This is a genomic window from uncultured Sphingopyxis sp., assembly GCF_900078365.1.
Lineage (GTDB): Bacteria > Pseudomonadota > Alphaproteobacteria > Sphingomonadales > Sphingomonadaceae > Sphingopyxis.
The window spans coordinates 2624821-2644297 of sequence record NZ_LT598653.1 but is presented as its reverse complement, the minus strand read 5'-3'; the positions used below and the strand labels follow the sequence as shown (position 1 = coordinate 2644297).

Here is a 19477-nt window from a genome sequence, read left to right as displayed (position 1 = left end):
CTGTTCGATGTCTCTGGATAACATCGAAAGGCCAAAGCCGTTCCGCTATCGTGTCAACTCGCGACGACCCCGAACAGGTCGTGCTCGTCGGCGTCCTCGATTTCGACATCGACGATGTCGCCCGCCTGCAGCGTCCCCGCGACGTCGCGCAGATAGACATGGCCGTCGATCTCGGGCGCGTCGGCCTGGCTGCGGCCCGTGGCGCCGATGCTGCCTTCCTCATCGGCCTCGCCGACTTCGTCGATGATGACGGGGAGGGTGCGGCCGATCTTGGCGGCGAGCTTCGCGGCGCTGATCGCGGCGGTCTTCGCCATGATGCGCTGATAGCGTTCTTCCTTGACCTCTTCGGGCACCGGATCGTCGAGCGCATTCGCCTGCGCCCCCGCGACGGGTTCGAAGCGGAAGGCGCCGACGCGGTCGAGCTGCGCTTCGTCGAGCCAGTCGAGAAGATACTGGAAATCCTCTTCGGTCTCGCCGGGGAAGCCGACGACGAAGCTCGAGCGGATCGCGATGTCGGGAGCGATGGCGCGCCACGCCTTCAGCCGTTCGAGCACCTTCGCTTCGTTCGCCGGGCGCTTCATGCGCTTGAGGACGCTCGGGCTCGCGTGCTGGAACGGGATGTCGAGGTAAGGCGTCAGCAGCCCTTCGGCCATCAGCGGGATCACCGCGTCGACGTGCGGATAGGGATAGACATAGTGGAGGCGCACCCACGGCGCGCGGCCTTCGCTCGTCCGAAGCTGGCCGAGTTCGCGCGCGAGATCGGTCATATGCGCGCGCACTTCGCGGCCGTGCCATTGGCGCGGGTCGTGGCGGATGTCGACGCCATAGGCCGAGGTGTCCTGGCTGATCACCAGCAGTTCCTTCGTCCCCGCGGCGACGAGTTTCTCGGCCTCGCGCAGCACCGCATCGACGCGGCGCGACACCAGCTTGCCGCGCAGGTCGGGGATGATGCAGAAGGAGCAGCTGTGGTTGCAGCCTTCGCTGATCTTCAGATAGCTGTAGTGGCGCGGGGTGAGCTTCAGCCCGCCCTCGGGGACGAGGTCGATGAAGGGGCCTTGGGTGGGCGGCGCGGCGTCGTGGACGGCATCGACGACCTGCTCATATTGATGCGCGCCGGTGACCGCGAGCACCTTGGGAAAGCGCGCGCGGATGACCTCGGCCTCATTGCCCATGCAACCGGTGACGATGACGCGGCCGTTCTCGGCCATCGCTTCGCCGATCGCCTCGAGGCTTTCTTCCTTCGCCGAATCGAGGAAGCCGCAGGTGTTGACGAGCACGACGTCGGCGCCCGCATAATCGGGCGACAGGCCGTAACCGTCGGCGCGCAGCTTCGTGAGAATCCGTTCGCTGTCGACGAGCGCCTTGGGGCAGCCGAGCGAAACCATGCCGACCTTCGGCTGGGTGGGGAGCGTTTTGACTGTCATGATCGGCGGCGCCCATAGTCGATTTCGCGCCCCTTGTCACGCGCGGCGCGTCGGGGCATGGAGCGCGCGGTTCGGACGAAAGGGCAGAGCGTATGGCGATCGGGGCGTTTGCGGCGATTTCGGCGGCGATGGCGGTCGCGGCGGGCGCGTTCGGCGCGCATGGCGCATCGGGGCCGCAGGAGGCCGAATGGCTGCGCACCGGCGGCGTCTACCAGCTGGTCCACGCGGTCGCGGCGCTCGCGATCATGGGCTTCGCGCGCGGGCCCGCGATCATGCTGCTCGGCGGCGCGGCGATCTTTGCGCTGACCCTCTATGCGATGGCATTGGGCGCGCCGCGCTGGCTGGGTGCGGTGACGCCGATCGGCGGCGGGCTGCTGATCATCGGCTGGCTCTGGGCGGGCTGGCTCTACTGGCGGGGCTGATCGCCCGGCACGCTCGCTTCGGATGGCTCGCAGCTGATGACCTCGACGACCTGATCGCCGGCTTCGAGCCGCTGCACCTCGGGCTCCCAGAAGCCATAGGGTTTGCCGCCGCGATAGACGCGCAGGCCCCGGCCGCCGCTCGATAGGTGATCGAGGCTGCGTCCTACCTCCTCGGCGGCGACCGGCCGCTCGCGCAGCTGGACGCGGCCGCCGATGCTGGCGAGGTCGGCCATATAGTCGGCGACATGCGCGCCCTGCGCCGACCCCGCGAGCAGCAGCCCGGTGAAGCTGACCGGGTTGATGACATTGTTCGCGCCCGCCTGCCGCGCGAGCAGCTCATTGTCCTGCGCGCGGATGACGACGCTGATCGGCACATGCGGCGCGAGATGGCGCACGGTGAGCACGATCAGGATCGACGTGTCGTCGCGGCCGGCAGAGACGAGCACGGATTGCGCCTCGGCGATGCGCACGTCGATCAGCGTCTCGTCGTTCGAGGCATCGCCCTCCAGCACGTTGCAGCCCGCGGTTTGCGCGGCATTGATGCGGCTTCGCGACTGATCGATCACGACGATGCACGCGGGATCGGTGCCGCGCTGGATCAGTTCATGCACCGCTTCGGCACCGCTGATACCATAGCCGAGCACGACGATATGGTCGGTGAGCTTTTCCTGAATGCGGGCCATACGCCATTTTTCCCATATTTTCTTGATCGCGAACTGATAGGCGGTGCCGACGAAGATGAAGAGCACCGCGATGCGGATCGGCGTCACGATCACCGCCTCGATCAGCCGCGAGCGGTCGGACACCGGCGCGATGTCGCCGAAGCCGGTGGTGGTGACAGAGATCATCGTGAAATAGACGACGTCGAGGAAACTAATCTGGCCGTCGTGGCTGTCCTTCAGCCCCGCGCGGTCGATCCAGTGGACGAGCACGACGATCGCGATCAGGAAGAAGGCGATGCCGAGCCGCGTAGCGAGGTCGGCCCAGATCGGCCATTTGCTCGCGCGCTTCAGCAGGTGAAGGCCGCTCTGAATCTGCAGCTTCGGGTTCGGCCGCTTGCTCATCGCGGCCCTTGTGCCAAAGCACGGGGGCGGTGGCTAGCGGTTGATTTCAATCGGCCAAGTCCGTCGCCCCCGCGAAGGCGGGGGCCGCTGTCGGGCTTACGCGGCGACGAAGCAAAATGTTGCCAGCGGCCCCCGCCTTCGCGGGGGCGACGGTTCCTAGCCATAAGCGCCGCGCAGCGCGGCGAGCGAGGCGTCGTGGGTCAGGTCGAGCTGGAGCGGAGTGACCGAGATATATCGGTCGTCGATCGCTTCCAGGTCGCTGTCGTGGCCGAGGCTGTGCTCGATGCCGTGGAGGCCGAACCAGTAGTAGCGGTAGCCGCGCGGGTCGGTGCCCTCGACGATCGAGCCGCGGCCGTAATCGTGAAAGCCCTGCCGCGTCACGCGGATGCCCCTGACCTCGGCGGCGGGGATCGCGGGGAAGTTGACGTTGATCAGCGTGCGCGGCGCCATGTCGAAATCGAGCAGCGGGCGCAACACCTTCGCGCCCCATTGTTCGGCGGCCTCGAACGGCACGCTGTCGCCCATGCCTTCCTTCGCATAGACCTGGCTGAGCGCGATCGCCGGAATGCCCGCGAGCGCGCCCTCGATCGCCGCCGAGACGGTGCCCGAATAAGTGATGTCATCGCCGAGGTTGGCGCCGCGGTTGACGCCCGAGAGGATCAGGTCGGGCTTTTCGGGCATCAGCTTGCCGATCGCCATCATCACCGAATCGGTCGGGGTGCCGCTGCACGACCAGCGCCGCTCGCCATGCTCGCGGATGCGCACCGGGCGCGAGAGGGTGAGCGAGTGGCCGGCGCCCGACTGTTCCTCGGACGGGGCGCAGACCCAGATGTCGTCCGAAAGCTGGCGCGCGATCGCCTCCAGCACCGCCATGCCGGGGGCGTGATAGCCGTCGTCGTTGGTGAGGAGGATGCGCAAGATTCGGTCTTTCCTTCTTCGTCACCCCGGACTTGATCCGGGGTCCCGCTCAGCAACGTCGAAAGCGGGGCCCCGGATCAAGTCCGGGGTGACGATGGTTAGTTGATCGGGGTCAGCCGCGTAATCCCGCCCATATAGGGCAGCAGCGCCTTCGGAATATCGACGCTGCCGTCGGCCTGCTGGTAGTTTTCGAGGATCGCGACGAGCGTGCGCCCGACCGCAAGGCCCGAGCCGTTGAGCGTGTGGACGAACTCGTTGCCCTTCGCATCCCCGCGGCGGAAACGCGTGTTCATACGCCGTGCCTGAAAGTCGCCGCAGTTCGAGCAGCTCGAAATCTCGCGATAGGCGTTCTGGCCGGGCAGCCAGACTTCGAGGTCATAGGTCTTGCGCGCCGCGAAGCCCATGTCGCCGCTGCACAGCAGCATTTTCCGGTACGGCAGTTCGAGCGCCTCGAGGATCGATTCGGCGGCGCGCGTCTTGCGTTCGAGCTCGGCGTCGCTGTCCTCGGGGCGGACGATCGAGACGAGCTCGACCTTCCAGAACTGATGCTGGCGGATATAGCCGCGCGTGTCGCGGCCCGCCGAACCCGCCTCGGAGCGGAAGCAGGGGGTGAGCGCGGTCATGCGGACCGGCAGCTCGGCTTCGGAGAGGATTTCCTCGCGCACCGCGTTGGTCAGGCTCATTTCGGAGGTCGAAATGAGCCAGCGGCCGTCGGTGGTCTGGAACAGGTCCTCGCGGAATTTCGGCAGCTGCGCCGTGCCGAACGCCGCCTCGTCGCGGACCATCAGCGGGGTCGCGCATTCGGTATAGCCCGCCTCGATCGTCTGCCGGTCGATCATGAACTGGCCGAGCGCGCGTTCGAGCCGCGCCATCTGGCCTTTGAGGAAAGCGAAGCGCGCGCCCGACATTTTGGCCGCGGTTTCGAAGTCGAGCCCGAGCGCGGGGGCGAAGTCGGCATGTTCCTTTGGGCTGAAATCGAAGCTGCGCGGCGTGCCCCACCGCGAAATCTCGGCATTGGCTTCCTCATCCTCGCCGTCGGGAACGTCGGCGGCGGGAATGTTCGGGAGCGCGGCGAGTCTGTCCTGCAGCGCGGCGAGCTGCTCGCGCTCGGCCTCTTCCTTCGCGGGGAGGGAGGCCTTGAGTTCGGCGACTTCGGCCTTCAGCGCCTCGGCCTTGTCCTTGTCGCCCCCGGCCATCGCCTGGCCGATCAGCTTCGACGCCTCGTTGCGGCGCGCGAGCGCGGCCTGGATCTCGGTCTGCAGCGCGCGGAGCGATGCGTCGGCGGCGAGGATTTCGGCGGACAGAGGTTCGAGGCCGCGGCGCGCGAGGCCGGCGTCGAACGCTGCGGGATCGTCCCGGATCAGGCGGATGTCGTGCATGGCGGCGCTATGGCGTTGCGGCGCGGGCGGTGCAAGTCTCGATCGTCGCCCCCGCGAAGGCGGGGGCGACGGTTTCAATTAGCGTTCGATCAGCGCCGCGAGCTGGCCGATCGCCGTGCCCCAGCCTTCGTAAAAGCCCATTTCTTCATGCTTCGCGCTGTCCTCAGGGGTCTTGTGCAGCACGCGCGCCGAGTAGAGCGTGCCGCCGTCCTTCGCCTCGAAGGTCAGGATCGCGGTCAATGCGAGCCAGGGTTCGGCAGGCTGCCAGCCTTCGGTGAGGACGGTGGTGAAGACCAGGCGTTCGTTCGGAATCGCTTCGAGGAAGCAGCCGTCGACATGCGGCCGGAAATCGCCGTCGCCCTCGCGCATCCGCGTCACGAAGCCGCCGCCGGGGGTGAGGTCGAGCTTGTCGACCCGGCATATGATCGGCGCGGGGATCCACCATTGCGCAAGCTTTGCGGGGTCGCTCCACGCGTCCCACACGGCCGATGGCGGCGCGGCGATGTGGCGCGAGATCGTGAGTTCGCTTTTGCTCATGTTGGCTCCTCCGGAGGGTGTTGCGATTCGACGAAAGCGGCGAGGCGGTCGGTGCGGCCCTGCCAGATGGCGCGTTGCTCCGCGAGCCAGCCCTCGGCCGCCGCGAGCCGCGCGGCATCGATGCGGCAGTTGCGGACACGGCCGTGCTTTTCGGTGTGGATCAGTCCCGATGCCTCCAGCACCGAAAGATGTTTCAGAAAGGCGGGCAGACCCATTTGGAACGGTTCGGACAGGCGCTTGACGGGCGCCGCGCCGTCCAGAAGCCGGCTGATCACGGCGCGCCGCGTCGGATCGGCGAGCGCGTGAAAAACCGAATCGAGCGACTGTGTTTGGTTTGCCATATGGTGAACCATGTCAAATAGTTTTCCATTTCGCAAACTGATTCGACCGGACCCAAAAAAGGGCCGCCCCGAAGGGGGCAGCCCTTAGTTCGGTGGTCCGGGTTAGCCCCCCTGACCGCCAGTGGATTTCTCAGGCCGCGTCGGCGTCGTCGCCGTTGCGATTCGCCGCGCGGCGGCGCGCGACCAGCGCGGCTGCCGCTGCCCCGAACAATAGCATCATCGGCGGCGCGGGAACAGGGGTCGGATCGCCCGACGAACTGCTGGTGCTGCCGCCCGAGCTCGACGAGGAGGAACTCGACGACGAACTGCTGCTGCTCGATGAGGACGACGACGACGAACTGCTGCTGCCGGTCGAGCCGAAGCTGCTGCTGCCGCCGGTCGCGCCCGACGAGGTGGCGCCGCTCGACGTGCTGCTGCTCGACGAGGAGGAGGAACTGGACGAGGAAGAGGAGGACGAACTGCTGCCCGATCCGCCCGAGCTGCTCGAGCTGCCCCCGTGCGACGAGCTCCCGCCGTGCGAGGAACTGCCCCAGCCCGAGCTGCCGTGGCCGTGCGAGCTGCCGCCCGACGACGAGGAGCTCGACGAGGAGGATGAGGACGACGAAGAGGAACTCGACGACGAGCTGCTGCTCGACGACGAGGTGCTGACGCTGCCGGTCGAGGTCGACACATTGCCCGAAGAGGTCGAGGTGCTGACGCTGCCCGTCGAGGTCGAGACATTGCCCGACGACGTGCTGACGCTGCCGGTCGAAGTCGAAACCCCGCCCGTTGAAGTGGAAACGCTGCCCGTGGACGTCGAGACGCCCCCGGTCGAGGTCGACACCCCCGACGAGGTGCTGGTCGAGGTCGACACGCCGCCGGTCGTCGTCGAGGTGACGACGATGCTGCCGCTGCTGCCGCCGCCCGAGCTGCCGCCGAAGAAACCCCCGAAGAAGCCCCCCCCGAAACCGCCGCCAAAGCCGCCGCCGATGACCGTCACGCCGCCGCCGCCGCTGCCGCCGCCACCTTCCCAGCCCGATTGCGGAAAGGGCGCGTAGGGGATCGGGGGCAGGGGGATCGTCTGCGTCACCACCTGCGTCTGCGGAGTGACGGTGCGGATCACCTTCTTCGTCGTGACGACGCGGCGGACGCGCTTCACCTTCTTGCGCGCCGCGTGGCGTTTGCGCACGACCTTTTTCTTGGCGACGCAAGGCGAGCAGGACTGGACTTGCGCCCGCGCCTTCGGGACGTCGGTGATCTGCATCGCGCCGCTACCGATGATCGCCCCGCCGCAGGTGCAGGCGCAAAGCTTGGCAAGGGCCATTCGGACAGACATAGGCTTCTCTTTCTTTCCCGTTGCGGGTGCGAGCGCCAGCGACCGACACCCCCCATTCACCTTCGCTATAGCCCAAAAGGCCAAAGCTTTGTGAACGCGGCAATTCTGTTAACCGCGTTTGCCTGTCCGAGAGCGGGAAAAGGAGCGCGGAATCAACAAAAAACGCATTATCTGTCCCAAAACAGCACGGATTATACAGCAATTCTATGCAATTGGTTAAGCTTCGGACCTATTCGGCGTCTCTCTCCGGGCGCCGGAGCGAACCGGACCGGCCGCCGGAATCGCCCCCGGCGCGCGGCCGGTTCATCCCCGCTTCACGCCGCGTCGCTATCGGCGGCTTCGGCGCTTGTATCGTGGCCGGTGGCTGGGTATAGGCGCGCCACTCCCCGAGCCGCTTACGCGGCCCGCCGGTGACAGGAAAGGACGCGAGAGCCCCTCATGCCGACCAAGATTGCCGATGTTGGCGCAGATGCGCTTCGTGAAGCCCGGTCCAATCTCGATTCGGATTATGTCCCCAGCGACGACGAAGAGTTTATGAACGAGCGGCAGCAGGATTATTTTCGCGGCCTGCTGCTCGCCTGGAAAAAATCGATCCTGTCCGAATCGGAATCGACGCTCGCGCATCTTCAGGATGGTCCGCTGCGCGAACCCGACCTCGCCGACCGCGCGTCGAGCGAGACCGACTGGGCGATCGAACTGCGCACCCGCGACCGTCAGCGCAAGCTGATCGCCAAGATCGATTCGGCGATCCGCCGCATCGACGAGGGCGAATATGGCTATTGCGCGGTGACCGGCGAGCCGATCTCGCTCGCGCGGCTGCAGGCGCGACCGATCGCGACGATGACGCTGGAGGCGCAGGAGCGCCACGAGCGTAACGAGCGGATTTCACGCGAGGATTGATCGCGGGCTCCGCGCCCCATTTACGATTCGGCAACCGCCGGGCTTTAGATTCCGCGCCTCGATACGAAAGAAACGGGGCGCAAATGGATTCGCAAAGACCGGCATCGGTGGACGAGGAGGTCGCGGCGCTGTCGCGCGGCGCCGATCGCGACAGCCTGTTCATGCAGGCGCAACTGGCGCTGCCCGGCGGCGGCGAACCCGTCACGGTGCGCGTGCGCAACCTGTCGCCCGGCGGGATGTTGGCCGAGGGCAAGGTCGTCGTCGCGCAAGGGGCGGTGGTCGAGGTCGACTTGCGTAACATCGGGCCGGTCACGGGGCGCGTGATCTGGGTCGGCGACGGCAAGTTCGGCATCGCCTTCGACCGCGCGATCGATCCGCAGTCCGTTCGTCGTCAGGTGGTTTCGCAGTCCGATCTGCCGCCGCATCTGCGGCGCACGGGCCTCGAGCGGGGGCCTCTCTACCGCCGGCGCTGATGGTCCCGGAACGGGTGACATCAGCGGGGCGATAGCGCTGGCGATCAGCCGATCGCGAGCATCTCTTCCTTGAGTTTCAGTTTCTGCTTCTTGAGCTGCGCGACGACTCCGGTATCGGGGGCGGGACGGCGCTCTTCATTCGCAATTTTCGCATCGAGGTCCGCGTGGCGGGACTTCAGGGTGGAAAGGTGCGACGTGCTCATTGGCATTCTCCTTTTCGACTCGATGGGCAGGGCGAAGTAAATCACGAAACGGTCCCGATGTCGTGACGATTCGGCGGGGCGGTCCCCGTTGCGGACCAGCGGTGAACGTGGCAGGGAGGCCGCGTGAGCCCCGAGGAAATTACCCAGCGCCTGGAACTGCTTCGCATCGAGCATCGCGACCTCGACGCCGCGATCATCGCGCTCGGCGAAGGGGCGGCCGCCGACCAGCTGCAGATCGCGCGGCTGAAAAAGCGCAAGCTCAAGCTGCGCGACGAGATCGCCTGGTGCGAGGATCAGCTGCTGCCCGACATCATCGCTTGAGGCGGCCGCCTGAATCAAAACGGCACAGCCGCGGCAAATGATGGTTACCGCGATTGCGGACCCGGCGCGATGCGTGGCATCGCTGCGGCCATGATCGGCGGGGACACGAACAGGATGGCGATCGACGCGCCGGTGCAGCGCGCGCAGGTCGAAAATCTCTATGTCGAGGCGATGCTGCTCGCCGACGAGGCGCATGCGGCCTTCGCCGCGCAGCGCGACCTCGGCAGCGTGGGCGGCGATGCGGCGGCGCAGATCGGCCTCGCCTGCGAATCGCTGAAGACGACGACGCGGCTGATGCACGTCATTGCCTGGCTGCTCCACCGCCGCGCGATGTTCGCGGGCGACCCCGGCGCCGGGCCGGAGGACAGCGCGGCGCGCATCGGCGCGCCGGTCGCCGCCGACTGGGATGTCTGCGCCGGGTTCGACGTGCCGGTCCGCCGGATCGTCGCCGCGAGCGAGCGCCTGTTCGAGCGCGTTGCGGTGCTGGAGGCCGGCTGGAAAGCGCCGGCGGTGACGCCGGTGCAGGCGCTGCTCGCGCGGCTGGAAGCGCGGCTTTGATCGCATAGGGCGGCCGGTTGCGGCGGGGAACTGCCATTCTTCTCCCCTCCCGCAGGCGGGAGGGGTCGGGGGTGGGCAGCGACGTTGCGATTGCCCACCCCGCTGCAACTAGCGAACAAGTTCGCAAGTTTCGCTGCCCCTCCCGCCTGCGGGAGGGGAAAACAGCTCAACTCCTAAACGTCGTCGATCCACCCCAAAGCTGCCGCTGGAGTCGTTACCCCAGCCACTCGACCCATGCGCCATGCGCGTGGGCGTGCGCCAATTTTTGCCCGCCTTCGCCGCCCGGCCAATATCGCACCGCCAGTTCATGATGATGCACCGTCCGGTTCGCCTCGAGCGCGATCCACGCCAGCGGTCGCTCGGCCGTCGCCCGCGCGCCCGCTTCTTCCATCGCGGCGGTGACGCGCGCCTGCTGATCGGCGGGGATATATTGCCAGGCGATCGAATGCATCAGCAGGCGCGTCGTCCCCGCGGCCTGCGGCTTCGCGAGCTCGGCTTCGACGAAATCGGCGGCGTTGGCGCGGACGAGGTCCGGCTTCGCCTCGTGCGCCGCGGCGGTCGCGGCCTCGATGCGCGCGAAGCGGATGCCATGCTCGGGCCAGATATAGGCCTTGAGCCGTAGCGCCTGCGCGGGATCGGTGAGGTCGACGGGCGCGACGTCGCAGCCTTTCAGGCGCGTGATGTCGATTTCGTGCATCGGCGGATGGCGGCCGCGCCATTCGGGGGTGAAAGCGATCGCGCCCGGCCGCGGCCCGACATGCACGCCGCCGAGATCGTAATGATAGCGGTCGATCATCAGATTGATCCCGGCGCTCGATCCGATTTCGAGACAGTCGAAGCGCGGCGGCAGTCCCTGATCGGCGAGCCAGAGCATCGCGGCGATGAAGTTCGACGAGCGGCCGGCTTCGTTGGTTTGCGGCGGACCGTCGAGCCACGGCAGGAGCGCGGCGTCGTGCCGGCGGACGACGCCGGCGACGACGGTTTCGTCGTTGATGTCTTCCGCATCGGCATAGATGGGGGCGAGTTCGTGCGCCGCTTCGGACAGGTGGAGCGCGTGGATGCCGCCAGCGGCGCGCAGCGGCAGCGCGTCGGCGAGCGGTGCGCCTTTCCACCCGGCGATGCGGCGCGCAAATTCGCTTGCGGGCTTGTCGAGCAGCGCGCCGAGCGCGGCGACGACGCGCGCGGTCACGCGCGCGTCGTTGGCGCGGCAATAGGCGACCTGATTGGCAAAGGCGGTGCGGACAGCCCTGGGGCCGGTTTCGGCCATGTCAATGAACTCGTAACGCTCGCTCATTGCCCTTTTTCCTCTCGCCGCTTATGGGCGCGCAAGCCTATGCCCGAACCGATCATCTTTGCCATCCCGAAGGGGCGCATCCTCGATGAGGCGCTGCCCCTGCTCGCGCGCGTCGGAATAGAACCTTCGGACGAGTTTTTCGACAAGAAAAGCAGAGCGTTAGTTTTTGGGACAAACCAGCCGCATATCTCTCTGATTCGCGTGCGCGCCTTCGATGTCGCGACCTTCGTCGCGCATGGCGCGGCGCAGCTCGGCATCGTCGGGTCGGACGTCGTCGACGAGTTCGACTATTCGGAGCTTTATGCCCCCGTCGACCTCGGCATCGGCCACTGCCGCCTGTCGCTCGCGGGGCCGGAGGGCAGCGCGCCGCCGGGGCTTGGTGAAAGTCATATCCGTGTCGCGACCAAATATCCCGCGACGACGCGCCGCTGGTTCGAGGCGCAGGGCATCCAGGCCGAGTGCATCAAGCTCAATGGCGCGATGGAGATCGCGCCGAAGCTCGGGCTCGCCTCGCACATCGTCGATCTCGTCTCGACCGGGCGCACGCTGGTCGAGAATGCGCTCGCCGAACAGAAGATCATCAGCGAGGTCTCGGCGCGGCTGATCGTCAACCGCGCGGCGTTCAAGCTGCGCTCGGCCGAAGTGCCGGCGCTGGTCGAACGCTTCCGTCAGGCGGCGGGCGATGCGGCGGCTTGACGCAGCCGCGCCCGGCTTCGCGGCCGCGTTCGACGCGCTGGTGAACGACCGGCGCGAGAGCGCGTCCGACGTGTCGGCCGACGTCGCGGCGATCATCGCGCGCGTGAAGGCGGAGGGCGACACGGCGCTCGCCGACTATACCGCGAAGTTCGACCGCTTCGATCTGGACGCGAGCGGGTGGAGCATCTCGAAGGCCGAATGCGCCGAAGCCTATGACGCGCTCGCCCCCGGCCTCCGCGACGCGCTGAACCTCGCGGCGGAACGCATCCGCGCCTATCATGCCGCGCAGCTTCCGCAGGATCGCGACTATCGCGATAGTGCGGGCGTGCGGCTCGGCGCGCGCTGGAGCGCGGTCGATGCCGCGGGGGTCTATGTTCCGGGCGGGCGCGCCGCCTATCCCTCGTCGGTGCTGATGAACATCCTGCCCGCGAAGGTTGCGGGGGTCGAGCGGATCGTCATGGTCACGCCGACGCCCGACGGCGCGGTCAATCCGGTCGTGATGGCCGCGGCGCATATCGGGGGCGTCGACGAAATCTGGCGCGTCGGCGGGGCGCAGGCGATCGCGGCGCTCGCCTATGGCACGGACCGCATCGCGCCGGTCGACGTCGTCACCGGCCCCGGCAATGCCTGGGTCGCCGAAGCGAAACGCCAGCTTTACGGCGTTGTCGGCATCGACATGGTCGCGGGACCGAGCGAGATCGTCGTCGTCGCCGACAATCGGAACGAGCCGCATGTGATCGCCGCCGATCTTTTGAGCCAGGCCGAGCACGACCCGACGAGCCAGTCGATTCTCTTCACCGACGATGGCGATTTCGCCGATGCGGTTGCCGCGGCGGTGGCGCATGTCATCCCGACGCTCGGCACCGCGGCGACGATGCAGGCGAGCTGGACCGACAATGGCGCGGTGGTCGTCGTGCCAAGGCTCGCCGACGCGATCCCGCTCTGCGACCGCCTCGCGCCCGAACATCTCGAACTCGCGGTCGATCCCGCCGAAGCCGACGCGCTCTTCGCCAAGGTGCGCCACGCCGGATCGGTCTTCCTCGGCCGCCAGACGCCGGAGGCGATCGGCGATTATGTCGCGGGTCCGAACCATGTTCTTCCTACCGGACGCCGCGCGCGCTTTTCGAGCGGGCTGTCGGTCACCGATTTCATGAAGCGCACGAGCTTCCTCGCGCTCGACGAGGCATCGCTGGCCGCGATCGGCCCGGCGGCGGTCGCGCTCGCCGGCGCCGAGGGGCTGCCCGCCCATGCGCTCAGCGTCCGGAACAGATTGAAATAGACCGCCAGTTAGCCCCTCATATTCGTCATCCCGGCGAAGGCCGGGATCTCTACCTTGCGTCAACAACCACCGGCGAGATCCCGGCCTTCGCCGGGATGACGACTTAGTTTAAGATACGATTTGAGTTAGAAGAAAAAGCCATGAACAAACGCGCCCAATCCCGTTCCGCCGCCCGCCTCGCCGCCGTGCAGGCGCTCTATCAGCACGAGATGGAAGCCACGCCCGTCGCGCAGCTCATCCACGAGTTCCACCAGCACCGCATCGGCGCGATCATCGAGGACGCCGAATATGCCGATGCCGACATTCCCTTCTTCGACGACATCGTGAAAGGCGTGCTCGCGCGCGCGGACGAGATCGATGCGGCGATCACCCTGCGGCTCGCGAGCGGCTGGACGATGGACCGGCTCGACCGCACGATGAAGGCGATCCTGCGCGCCGGCACCTATGAACTGATCGCGCGCGGCGACGTGCCGGTCGGCGCGGTGGTCAGCGAATATGTCGATGTCGCCAAGGCCTTCTTCGACCAGCGCGAGGCGGGGTTCGCGAACGGCCTGCTCGACGCGATCGGCAAGGATGCGCGGGCTTCCAATTGACGCTGCCATAATGCCGTTGGTCCTGAGCTTGTCGAAGGACTGTCCTTCTTCTGTTACGTAGCAAAGGAAGAACGGCCCTTCGACAAGCTCAGGGCGAACGGAGGAGTGAGTGCGTTGAGCGAAGCCGATTTCATCGCCCGCCTGCGAAGCATCGCGACCGACCCCGCCGCGCGCGGCCTGGCCGACGATGCGGCGGTGCTGGGCGACCTCGTCCTCACCCACGACATGATCGTCGAGGGCATTCATTTCCTTCCCGACGAGCGGCCGCAGGACGTCGCATGGAAGCTCGTCGCGGTGAACCTTTCCGATCTCGCGGCCAAGGGTGCGGTACCGCAAGGCGTGCTTGTCGGATATAGCCTGACCGGCGACGCGGCCTGGGACGCGGCCTTCGTTCGCGGTCTCGGCGACGTGCTGCGCCGGTACGAGGTACCGCTGCTCGGCGGCGATACGGTGGGCGTTCCGGCGGGCGCGCCGCGCAGCTTCGGGCTGACCGCCATCGGCAAGGCGCCCGCGACCGGCGCCCCGGCGCGAAGCGGCGTGCGGCCGGGCGACCAGATCTGGGTGACGGGGACGATCGGCAATGCCGGGCTCGGCCTCGCGATGCGGCTGGGGCAGGAGGATGCGAACGAAACCTGCCTGGCCGCCTATAATCGGCCGCAGCCGCAGCTGGCGTTCGGGCAGGCGGTCGCAAATCATGTCCATGCGATGATGGACGTGTCCGACGGCCTGCTGATCGACGCGCAGCGGATGGCGGAAGCGAGCGGGTGCCAGATCGGTATCATGCTCGAATCGGTCCCTTTGTCGGCGGCGCTGCTCGCGGTGCGGCCCGACGTGCTCGACACGCGGCTTGCCGCCGCCACCGCGGGGGACGACTATCAGCTCCTGTTCGCCGCCGATCCCGGCGTGGCGGGGATGATCCGCGAGATCGCAGCCGGGCTGAACGTCGCGGTCACGGCGATCGGCCATGCAGGGGTGGGCGAGGGGATCATGCTCACCCACCGGGCGCAGCGCATCGCGCCGCCCGACCGGCTCGGGTTCATGCACTGACGGCGTGATAGCCCCTGACTAAAAAAGCCGTGTGTCCCCGCGAAGGCGGGGACCCATCTCCGGCGGGTTCCGGACTGCACCGGCAGGGCTCCCGCCTTCGCGGGAGCACACGGCTTCTTTCGCGTGCTTCGATCGGAGACGATCATGCGTTAATCCCGAAAGCCCGGAAAAGCGCCGAACAACCGGGCTTGCCCTTGGCTTCCTTTCTTCCCATAACTCGCCCGTCCAAATTTGGGGCGGTCGCATCAGGGGAGAGAGCGAACCGGCATCAATAAGTCGGACGTGCTCGACTGCTATCTTCTGCGTCGCCCTTCTCATGGGAAGGAAGCAACACGCATGAATCCGGTTTTGATCGCGATAGCGTGCGGCCTTTTGGCTGTGCTCTATGGATTCATTACCTCGCGGCAGGTGCTCAGCGCCTCCGCCGGTAATGAGAAGATGCAGGAAATCGCCGGCGCCATCCAGGAAGGCGCCAAGGCCTATCTGGGCCGCCAATATCGCACCATCGCCATCGTCGGCGTCGTCGTCGCCATTCTCGTCGGGGTGTTCCTCGGCCCGATCTCGGCGACGGGCTTCGTCATCGGCGCGGTGCTCTCGGGCGTCGCCGGCTTCGTCGGCATGAACATCTCGGTCAAGGCCAACGTCCGCACCGCGGCGGCGGCGCAGACCGGGCTGCAGGCGGGCCTGACCATGGCGTTCCGCGCCGGCGCGATCACCGGCATGTTGGTGGCGGGCCTCGCGCTGCTCGCGATCGCGGTCTTCTTCTGGTATCTGGTCGGTCCCGGCGGCTTTACCGTCGGCGGCGAGGATCGTACCGTCGTCGATGCGCTTGTCGCACTGGCGTTCGGCGCCTCGCTGATCTCGATCTTCGCGCGCCTCGGCGGCGGCATCTTCACCAAGGCCGCCGACGTCGGCGCCGACCTCGTCGGCAAGGTCGAGGCAGGCATTCCCGAGGACGATCCGCGCAACCCGGCGGTGATCGCGGACAATGTCGGCGACAATGTCGGCGACTGCGCCGGCATGGCGGCCGACCTCTTCGAAACCTATGTCGTCACCGTCGGCGCGACGATGGTGCTGATCGCTCTGCTGCTGAGGGGCGCGGGCGATGCGCTCGTTCCGCTGATGAGCTTGCCGCTGCTGATCGGCGGCGTGTGCATCATCACCTCGATCATCGGCACCTATTTTGTCCGCCTCGGTTCGTCGAACAATGTCATGGGCGCGATGTACAAGGGCTTCCTCGTCACCGCGATCCTGTCGATCCCGGCGATCTGGTTCTCGACCCAATATGCGCTCGGCGACATGAACGCGACGATTGCGGGCACCGACTTCAACGGCAGCGACCTTTTCTATTGTTCGCTGCTCGGCCTGGCGATCACGGGGCTAATCATCTGGATCACCGAATATTACACCGGCACCAATTATCGCCCGGTGCGCAGCATCGCCAAGGCGTCGGAAACGGGCCATGGCACCAATGTGATCCAGGGCCTCGCGATCAGCCTCGAATCGACCGCGCTGCCGACGCTCGTCATCTGCGTCGGCATCGTCGTCGCCTATCAGACCGCGGGCATCATCGGCATCGCCTTCGGCGCCACCGCGATGCTCGCGCTCGCGGGCATGGTCGTCGCGCTCGACGCCTATGGTCCCGTCACCGACAACGCCGGCGGCATCGCCGAAATGGCGGGCCTCGATGACAGCGTGCGCGAGAAGACCGACCTGCTCGACGCCGTGGGCAACACGACCAAGGCGGTGACCAAGGGCTATGCGATCGGCTCGGCGGGTCTGGCGGCACTGGTGCTGTTCGGCACCTACACCGCCGACATCACCGAATATTCGGCCGCGCTCGGCATCGATGCGCCGCTGACCTTCTCGCTCTCGTCGCCCTATGTCATTGTCGGGCTGCTGCTCGGCGCGCTGCTGCCGTACCTCTTCGGTGCGCTCGGCATGACCGCGGTCGGCAAGGCGGCGGGCGACGTGGTGAAGGACGTCCGCGACCAGTTCGCGAACAACAAGGGCATCATGGACGGCACCAGCCGCCCCGATTACGCCCGGACCGTCGACCTCGTCACCAAGGCGGCGATCAAGGAAATGGTGATCCCGTCGCTGCTTCCTGTGCTCGCCCCGATCGTCGTCTATTTCGTGATCCGCGCGGTCGCGGGCCCGGCCGCGGCATTGGAGGCGCTCGGCGCGCTGCTGCTCGGCGTGATCGTCGGCGGGCTGTTCGTCGCCATCTCGATGACCTCGGGTGGCGGCGCCTGGGACAATGCGAAGAAATATATCGAGGACGGCAACCACGGCGGCAAGGGCAGCGAGGCCCATAAGGCGGCCGTCACGGGCGACACCGTCGGCGATCCCTACAAGGACACCGCGGGTCCTGCGGTGAACCCGATGATCAAGATCACCAACATCGTGGCGATCCTGCTCCTCGCGGCGCTGGCGCACGGCGCGGCGTAAGCCGGACCGCCCTCGCGGGCAATGAAGAGCCCCGCCGGAGCGATCCGGCGGGGCTTTTTGGTTTCGATTCCATCATCATGATTGCCAACCGCGAGCCGCTTTCATAGGCTCGGGCGGAGGATAGGCGTCGCAATCGGTTTGAAAGCCAGTGGGTTGCGCCTGTCGAGCAAACGGGGGAATTATGTTCAAGAAGATATTTGTCGCTGCGCTGCTCGTCTCGGCGGCGCTACCGGGGGGAGTCGCCGCGCAGGTGACGCCAGGCAAGCCGGTAGCGGAAAAGGTCGGTCTCGACACACTCGCGTCTCTGCCGCTGATGAGCGACTTGCAGATGTCGCCCGGCGGCACGAAGATCGCGATGACGCTCGGTGCCGGCAACGAGTTCGGCTACGCCGTCCTCGACCTCTCGAAACCCGGCTCGAAACCTCAGATATTCGCGCGCGCCTCGACCTTCAAGGAAGCTGGGCAGCGCGACGTGACCAGCTATCGCTGGGTCGACGATCGTTACCTGATCGTCGAACTGGCCTCACGCGAATTCGTCGCCGCCTTCGGCCAGCGCGTCGATATTCAGCGTCTCGCCGCCTATGACACCGACACCGGCAAGACCCATCCGCTCGCCTGGGATCAGGCCACCGCCGATGCCTCGAACATCCTGCATATCGACAAGGAAAAGAAGCGTATTCTGCTCGGTCGTCAGATCGACGACGGCAATACCGAGCGGAGGTTCAGCTATCAGGTCGATTGGGTCGATGTCGCGACGGGCAAGGTGCTTGAAAATGTGCAGCGAACCAATCCGATCGTGGACGGCTGGGCCGCCGACGGCAAGGGCGTGGTAAGGATGGGGTTCGGCTCCGATCGCGACAGCGGCGAACAACGCTATCTCTATCGCAGCAACGCGGGCGAAAATTTCCGGACGGTGCAGAAGGTTGTCGACAAGAATTTCACCGGTGCCGGCATCCAGCCGCTCGTCTTTTTGAACGAGCCCGACATGGCGATCGTATCGAGCAACCACGAGGGCTATCGGGCGATCTACAAAGCCAATCTGGCGACGATGGAGATCGGGGAGAAGCTGTTCTCGATTCCCGGCTATGACGTCGGCACCGCCATCCCCAACGAGGATCGCGACGGGATCGTCGGCTATGCTTATGCCACCGATCGCATTCGGCGCAAATTCACTGACGAGCGCCTTGCCACCGTCCAGAAATTCCTGGCCGAGGATTTCGGCGAGGGCAATGCCGTCATCGTCAGCAGCGACGACGGCGACAAGCGGCTGATCGTGTCGATGGCCAGCCCCGAACAGGTCGGAAGCTATTATCTGTACGACGTCGAAAGCGGGAAATTTTCGCTGATCGGGCACGCGAGCGACGCATTGGGCGACGGCAAGCTGAATCCCGTGAAGGCAATTCGCTACAAGGCCAGCGACGGGCTGGAGATTGAAGCGATCCTGACGACCCCTCGCCTGCGCGCGGGGCAGAAGAATCTGCCCGTCGTGGTCCTGACCCACGGCGGCCCCTATGGCGTTCGCGACTATGCCTCCTATGATCAGTGGGCGCAGGCGATCGCCGAACAGGGCTATGTCGTCGTTCAGCCCAATTATCGCGGGTCGGGCGGTTATGGGATCGAGTTTCAAAAGGCCGGACGCAAGGATGGGTTCGGCACCCGTATGCAGGACGATCTCAACGATGTCGTCGATCACCTCGCCGGGCAGGGGATCGTCGATCCAAAGCGCGCCTGCATGATGGGCTGGTCCTATGGCGGCTATGCTTCGGCGCGCGCGGCGCAACGCGACCCAACTCGCTGGCGCTGCACGATCGCGGGGGCGGGAGTCTATGATCTGCCGATGATGCGCGATTTCGACCAAGGGCTGCTGGGTTCGTTCGGCGCCAACTATCTTGCCGAGGGCGCGTCGTCGCTGTCCGACGTGTCGCCGGCGCGCAACACCGACGGCAAATGGGCGCCGATCCTGATCGTCCACGGCGTGCGCGATCCGCGCGTGCCGATCGCGCAGGCGCGCACGCTGGTGTCGCGCCTGAAGGGGAGCGGCAAGCAGCAGGGCACGGATTTCGAATATATCGAACAGCCGAAGAACGGCCACTATGGCATCTATTTCACCAAGGAAGAACGGATCGAATGGTTGGGCGGCGCGGCCAACTGGCTCGCGCGCTTCAACCCCGCCTATGTCCCGTCGGATGCCGATTATGCGAAAAAGCCGGCCGCCGACCCGTTGATCGCCAATTTCAAGTTCGCGCACTGAACTTGGCCCGC

General features: G+C 66.5%; 21 protein-coding genes. 13 read left to right on the top strand and 8 right to left on the bottom strand.

Translation table 11 applies throughout. From position 1 onward, the window contains the following. Positions 1-53 precede the first annotated feature (53 nt). A complete protein-coding gene (gene rimO / locus QZL87_RS12245) occupies positions 54-1424 on the bottom strand; it encodes a 30S ribosomal protein S12 methylthiotransferase RimO (protein ID WP_295319747.1) in 1371 nt (456 codons plus the stop codon). A gap of 92 nt (positions 1425-1516) precedes the next feature. Between rimO and QZL87_RS12240 the strand changes: the two genes are divergently transcribed. Next, positions 1517-1846 carry a DUF423 domain-containing protein gene (locus QZL87_RS12240; protein ID WP_295319745.1) on the top strand — a complete coding sequence of 110 codons (330 nt, stop codon included), beginning with the start codon at positions 1517-1519 and terminating at the stop codon, positions 1844-1846. On the opposite strand, the gene QZL87_RS12235 is transcribed toward QZL87_RS12240, so the two are convergent. The 5 genes from QZL87_RS12235 to QZL87_RS12215 form a co-directional block, all read right to left on the bottom strand. Continuing rightward, positions 1831-2910, bottom strand: a complete 1080-nt coding sequence (locus QZL87_RS12235) for a potassium channel family protein (RefSeq protein WP_295319743.1) — start codon at positions 2908-2910, stop codon at positions 1831-1833. The two genes, QZL87_RS12240 and QZL87_RS12235, sit on opposite strands and share 16 nt — an antisense overlap. A 156-nt stretch (positions 2911-3066) precedes the next feature. Continuing rightward, positions 3067-3828, bottom strand: a complete 762-nt coding sequence (gene surE / locus QZL87_RS12230) for a 5'/3'-nucleotidase SurE (protein ID WP_295319740.1) — start codon at positions 3826-3828, stop codon at positions 3067-3069. Positions 3829-3926: 98 nt separating this feature from the next. Further along, positions 3927-5207: a serine--tRNA ligase gene (gene serS, locus QZL87_RS12225; RefSeq protein WP_295319738.1), complete on the bottom strand. Its 1281-nt coding sequence runs from the start codon at positions 5205-5207 to the stop codon at positions 3927-3929. A gap of 78 nt (positions 5208-5285) precedes the next feature. Continuing rightward, positions 5286-5744, bottom strand: coding sequence for an SRPBCC family protein (locus QZL87_RS12220; protein WP_295319736.1), 459 nt, complete (start codon positions 5742-5744; stop codon positions 5286-5288). Continuing rightward, a complete protein-coding gene (locus QZL87_RS12215) occupies positions 5741-6085 on the bottom strand; it encodes a metalloregulator ArsR/SmtB family transcription factor (protein ID WP_295319735.1) in 345 nt (114 codons plus the stop codon). The genes QZL87_RS12220 and QZL87_RS12215 overlap by 4 nt, the downstream gene beginning before the upstream one ends. Positions 6086-6240: 155 nt before the next feature. Here QZL87_RS12215 and QZL87_RS12210 point away from each other — a divergent pair, with 155 nt between their 5' ends. The 4 genes from QZL87_RS12210 to QZL87_RS12195 all read left to right on the top strand — a co-directional run bounded on the left by QZL87_RS12210 (position 6241) and on the right by QZL87_RS12195 (position 8773). Then, positions 6241-7122, top strand: a complete 882-nt coding sequence (locus tag QZL87_RS12210; protein WP_295319733.1) for a hypothetical protein — start codon at positions 6241-6243, stop codon at positions 7120-7122. A 54-nt stretch (positions 7123-7176) separates the two neighbouring features. Next, the gene (locus QZL87_RS12205) at positions 7177-7494 is read left to right on the top strand and encodes a hypothetical protein (RefSeq protein ID WP_295319731.1); all 318 of its coding nucleotides are present in this window, start codon (positions 7177-7179) and stop codon (positions 7492-7494) included. A 344-nt stretch (positions 7495-7838) separates the two neighbouring features. Next, complete coding sequence (gene dksA, locus QZL87_RS12200; RefSeq protein WP_295319729.1) at positions 7839-8300, top strand: RNA polymerase-binding protein DksA; 462 nt, start codon at positions 7839-7841, stop codon at positions 8298-8300. Between the two features lie 83 nt (positions 8301-8383). Further along, the gene (locus QZL87_RS12195) at positions 8384-8773 is read left to right on the top strand and encodes a PilZ domain-containing protein (protein WP_295319727.1); all 390 of its coding nucleotides are present in this window, start codon (positions 8384-8386) and stop codon (positions 8771-8773) included. 44 nt (positions 8774-8817) lie between these two features. Here QZL87_RS12195 and QZL87_RS12190 read toward each other — a convergent pair whose 3' ends face one another. Then, positions 8818-8976: a DUF465 domain-containing protein gene (locus tag QZL87_RS12190; protein ID WP_081933159.1), complete on the bottom strand. Its 159-nt coding sequence runs from the start codon at positions 8974-8976 to the stop codon at positions 8818-8820. Positions 8977-9099: 123 nt separating this feature from the next. On the opposite strand from QZL87_RS12190, the gene QZL87_RS12185 reads away from it, so the two are divergent. Beyond that, positions 9100-9297, top strand: a complete 198-nt coding sequence (locus QZL87_RS12185) for a DUF465 domain-containing protein (protein WP_295319726.1) — start codon at positions 9100-9102, stop codon at positions 9295-9297. Positions 9298-9387: 90 nt separating this feature from the next. Further along, positions 9388-9855: a DUF1465 family protein gene (locus tag QZL87_RS12180; protein WP_295319724.1), complete on the top strand. Its 468-nt coding sequence runs from the start codon at positions 9388-9390 to the stop codon at positions 9853-9855. A gap of 214 nt (positions 9856-10069) precedes the next feature. Here the strand turns inward: QZL87_RS12180 and QZL87_RS12175 are convergent, their stop codons facing one another. Next, positions 10070-11149, bottom strand: a complete 1080-nt coding sequence (locus QZL87_RS12175; protein ID WP_295319722.1) for a DUF2332 domain-containing protein — start codon at positions 11147-11149, stop codon at positions 10070-10072. A gap of 39 nt (positions 11150-11188) precedes the next feature. On the opposite strand from QZL87_RS12175, the gene hisG reads away from it, so the two are divergent. The 6 genes from hisG (at position 11189) to QZL87_RS12145 (ending at position 19466) form a co-directional block, all read left to right on the top strand. Then, positions 11189-11845, top strand: coding sequence for an ATP phosphoribosyltransferase (gene hisG, locus QZL87_RS12170; RefSeq protein ID WP_295319720.1), 657 nt, complete (start codon positions 11189-11191; stop codon positions 11843-11845). Further along, entirely contained in the window at positions 11832-13124 is a 1293-nt protein-coding gene (gene hisD, locus QZL87_RS12165; RefSeq protein ID WP_295319718.1) for a histidinol dehydrogenase, read from the top strand. The genes hisG and hisD overlap by 14 nt, the downstream gene beginning before the upstream one ends. A gap of 140 nt (positions 13125-13264) precedes the next feature. Then, positions 13265-13717, top strand: a complete 453-nt coding sequence (nusB, locus tag QZL87_RS12160) for a transcription antitermination factor NusB (protein WP_295319717.1) — start codon at positions 13265-13267, stop codon at positions 13715-13717. Between the two features lie 114 nt (positions 13718-13831). Next, positions 13832-14764, top strand: coding sequence for a thiamine-phosphate kinase (thiL, locus tag QZL87_RS12155; RefSeq protein WP_295319715.1), 933 nt, complete (start codon positions 13832-13834; stop codon positions 14762-14764). 336 nt (positions 14765-15100) lie between these two features. Beyond that, positions 15101-17215, top strand: a complete 2115-nt coding sequence (locus QZL87_RS12150; RefSeq protein ID WP_295319713.1) for a sodium-translocating pyrophosphatase — start codon at positions 15101-15103, stop codon at positions 17213-17215. Between the two features lie 181 nt (positions 17216-17396). After that, positions 17397-19466: an alpha/beta fold hydrolase gene (locus tag QZL87_RS12145; protein ID WP_295319712.1), complete on the top strand. Its 2070-nt coding sequence runs from the start codon at positions 17397-17399 to the stop codon at positions 19464-19466. Positions 19467-19477 lie beyond the last annotated feature (11 nt).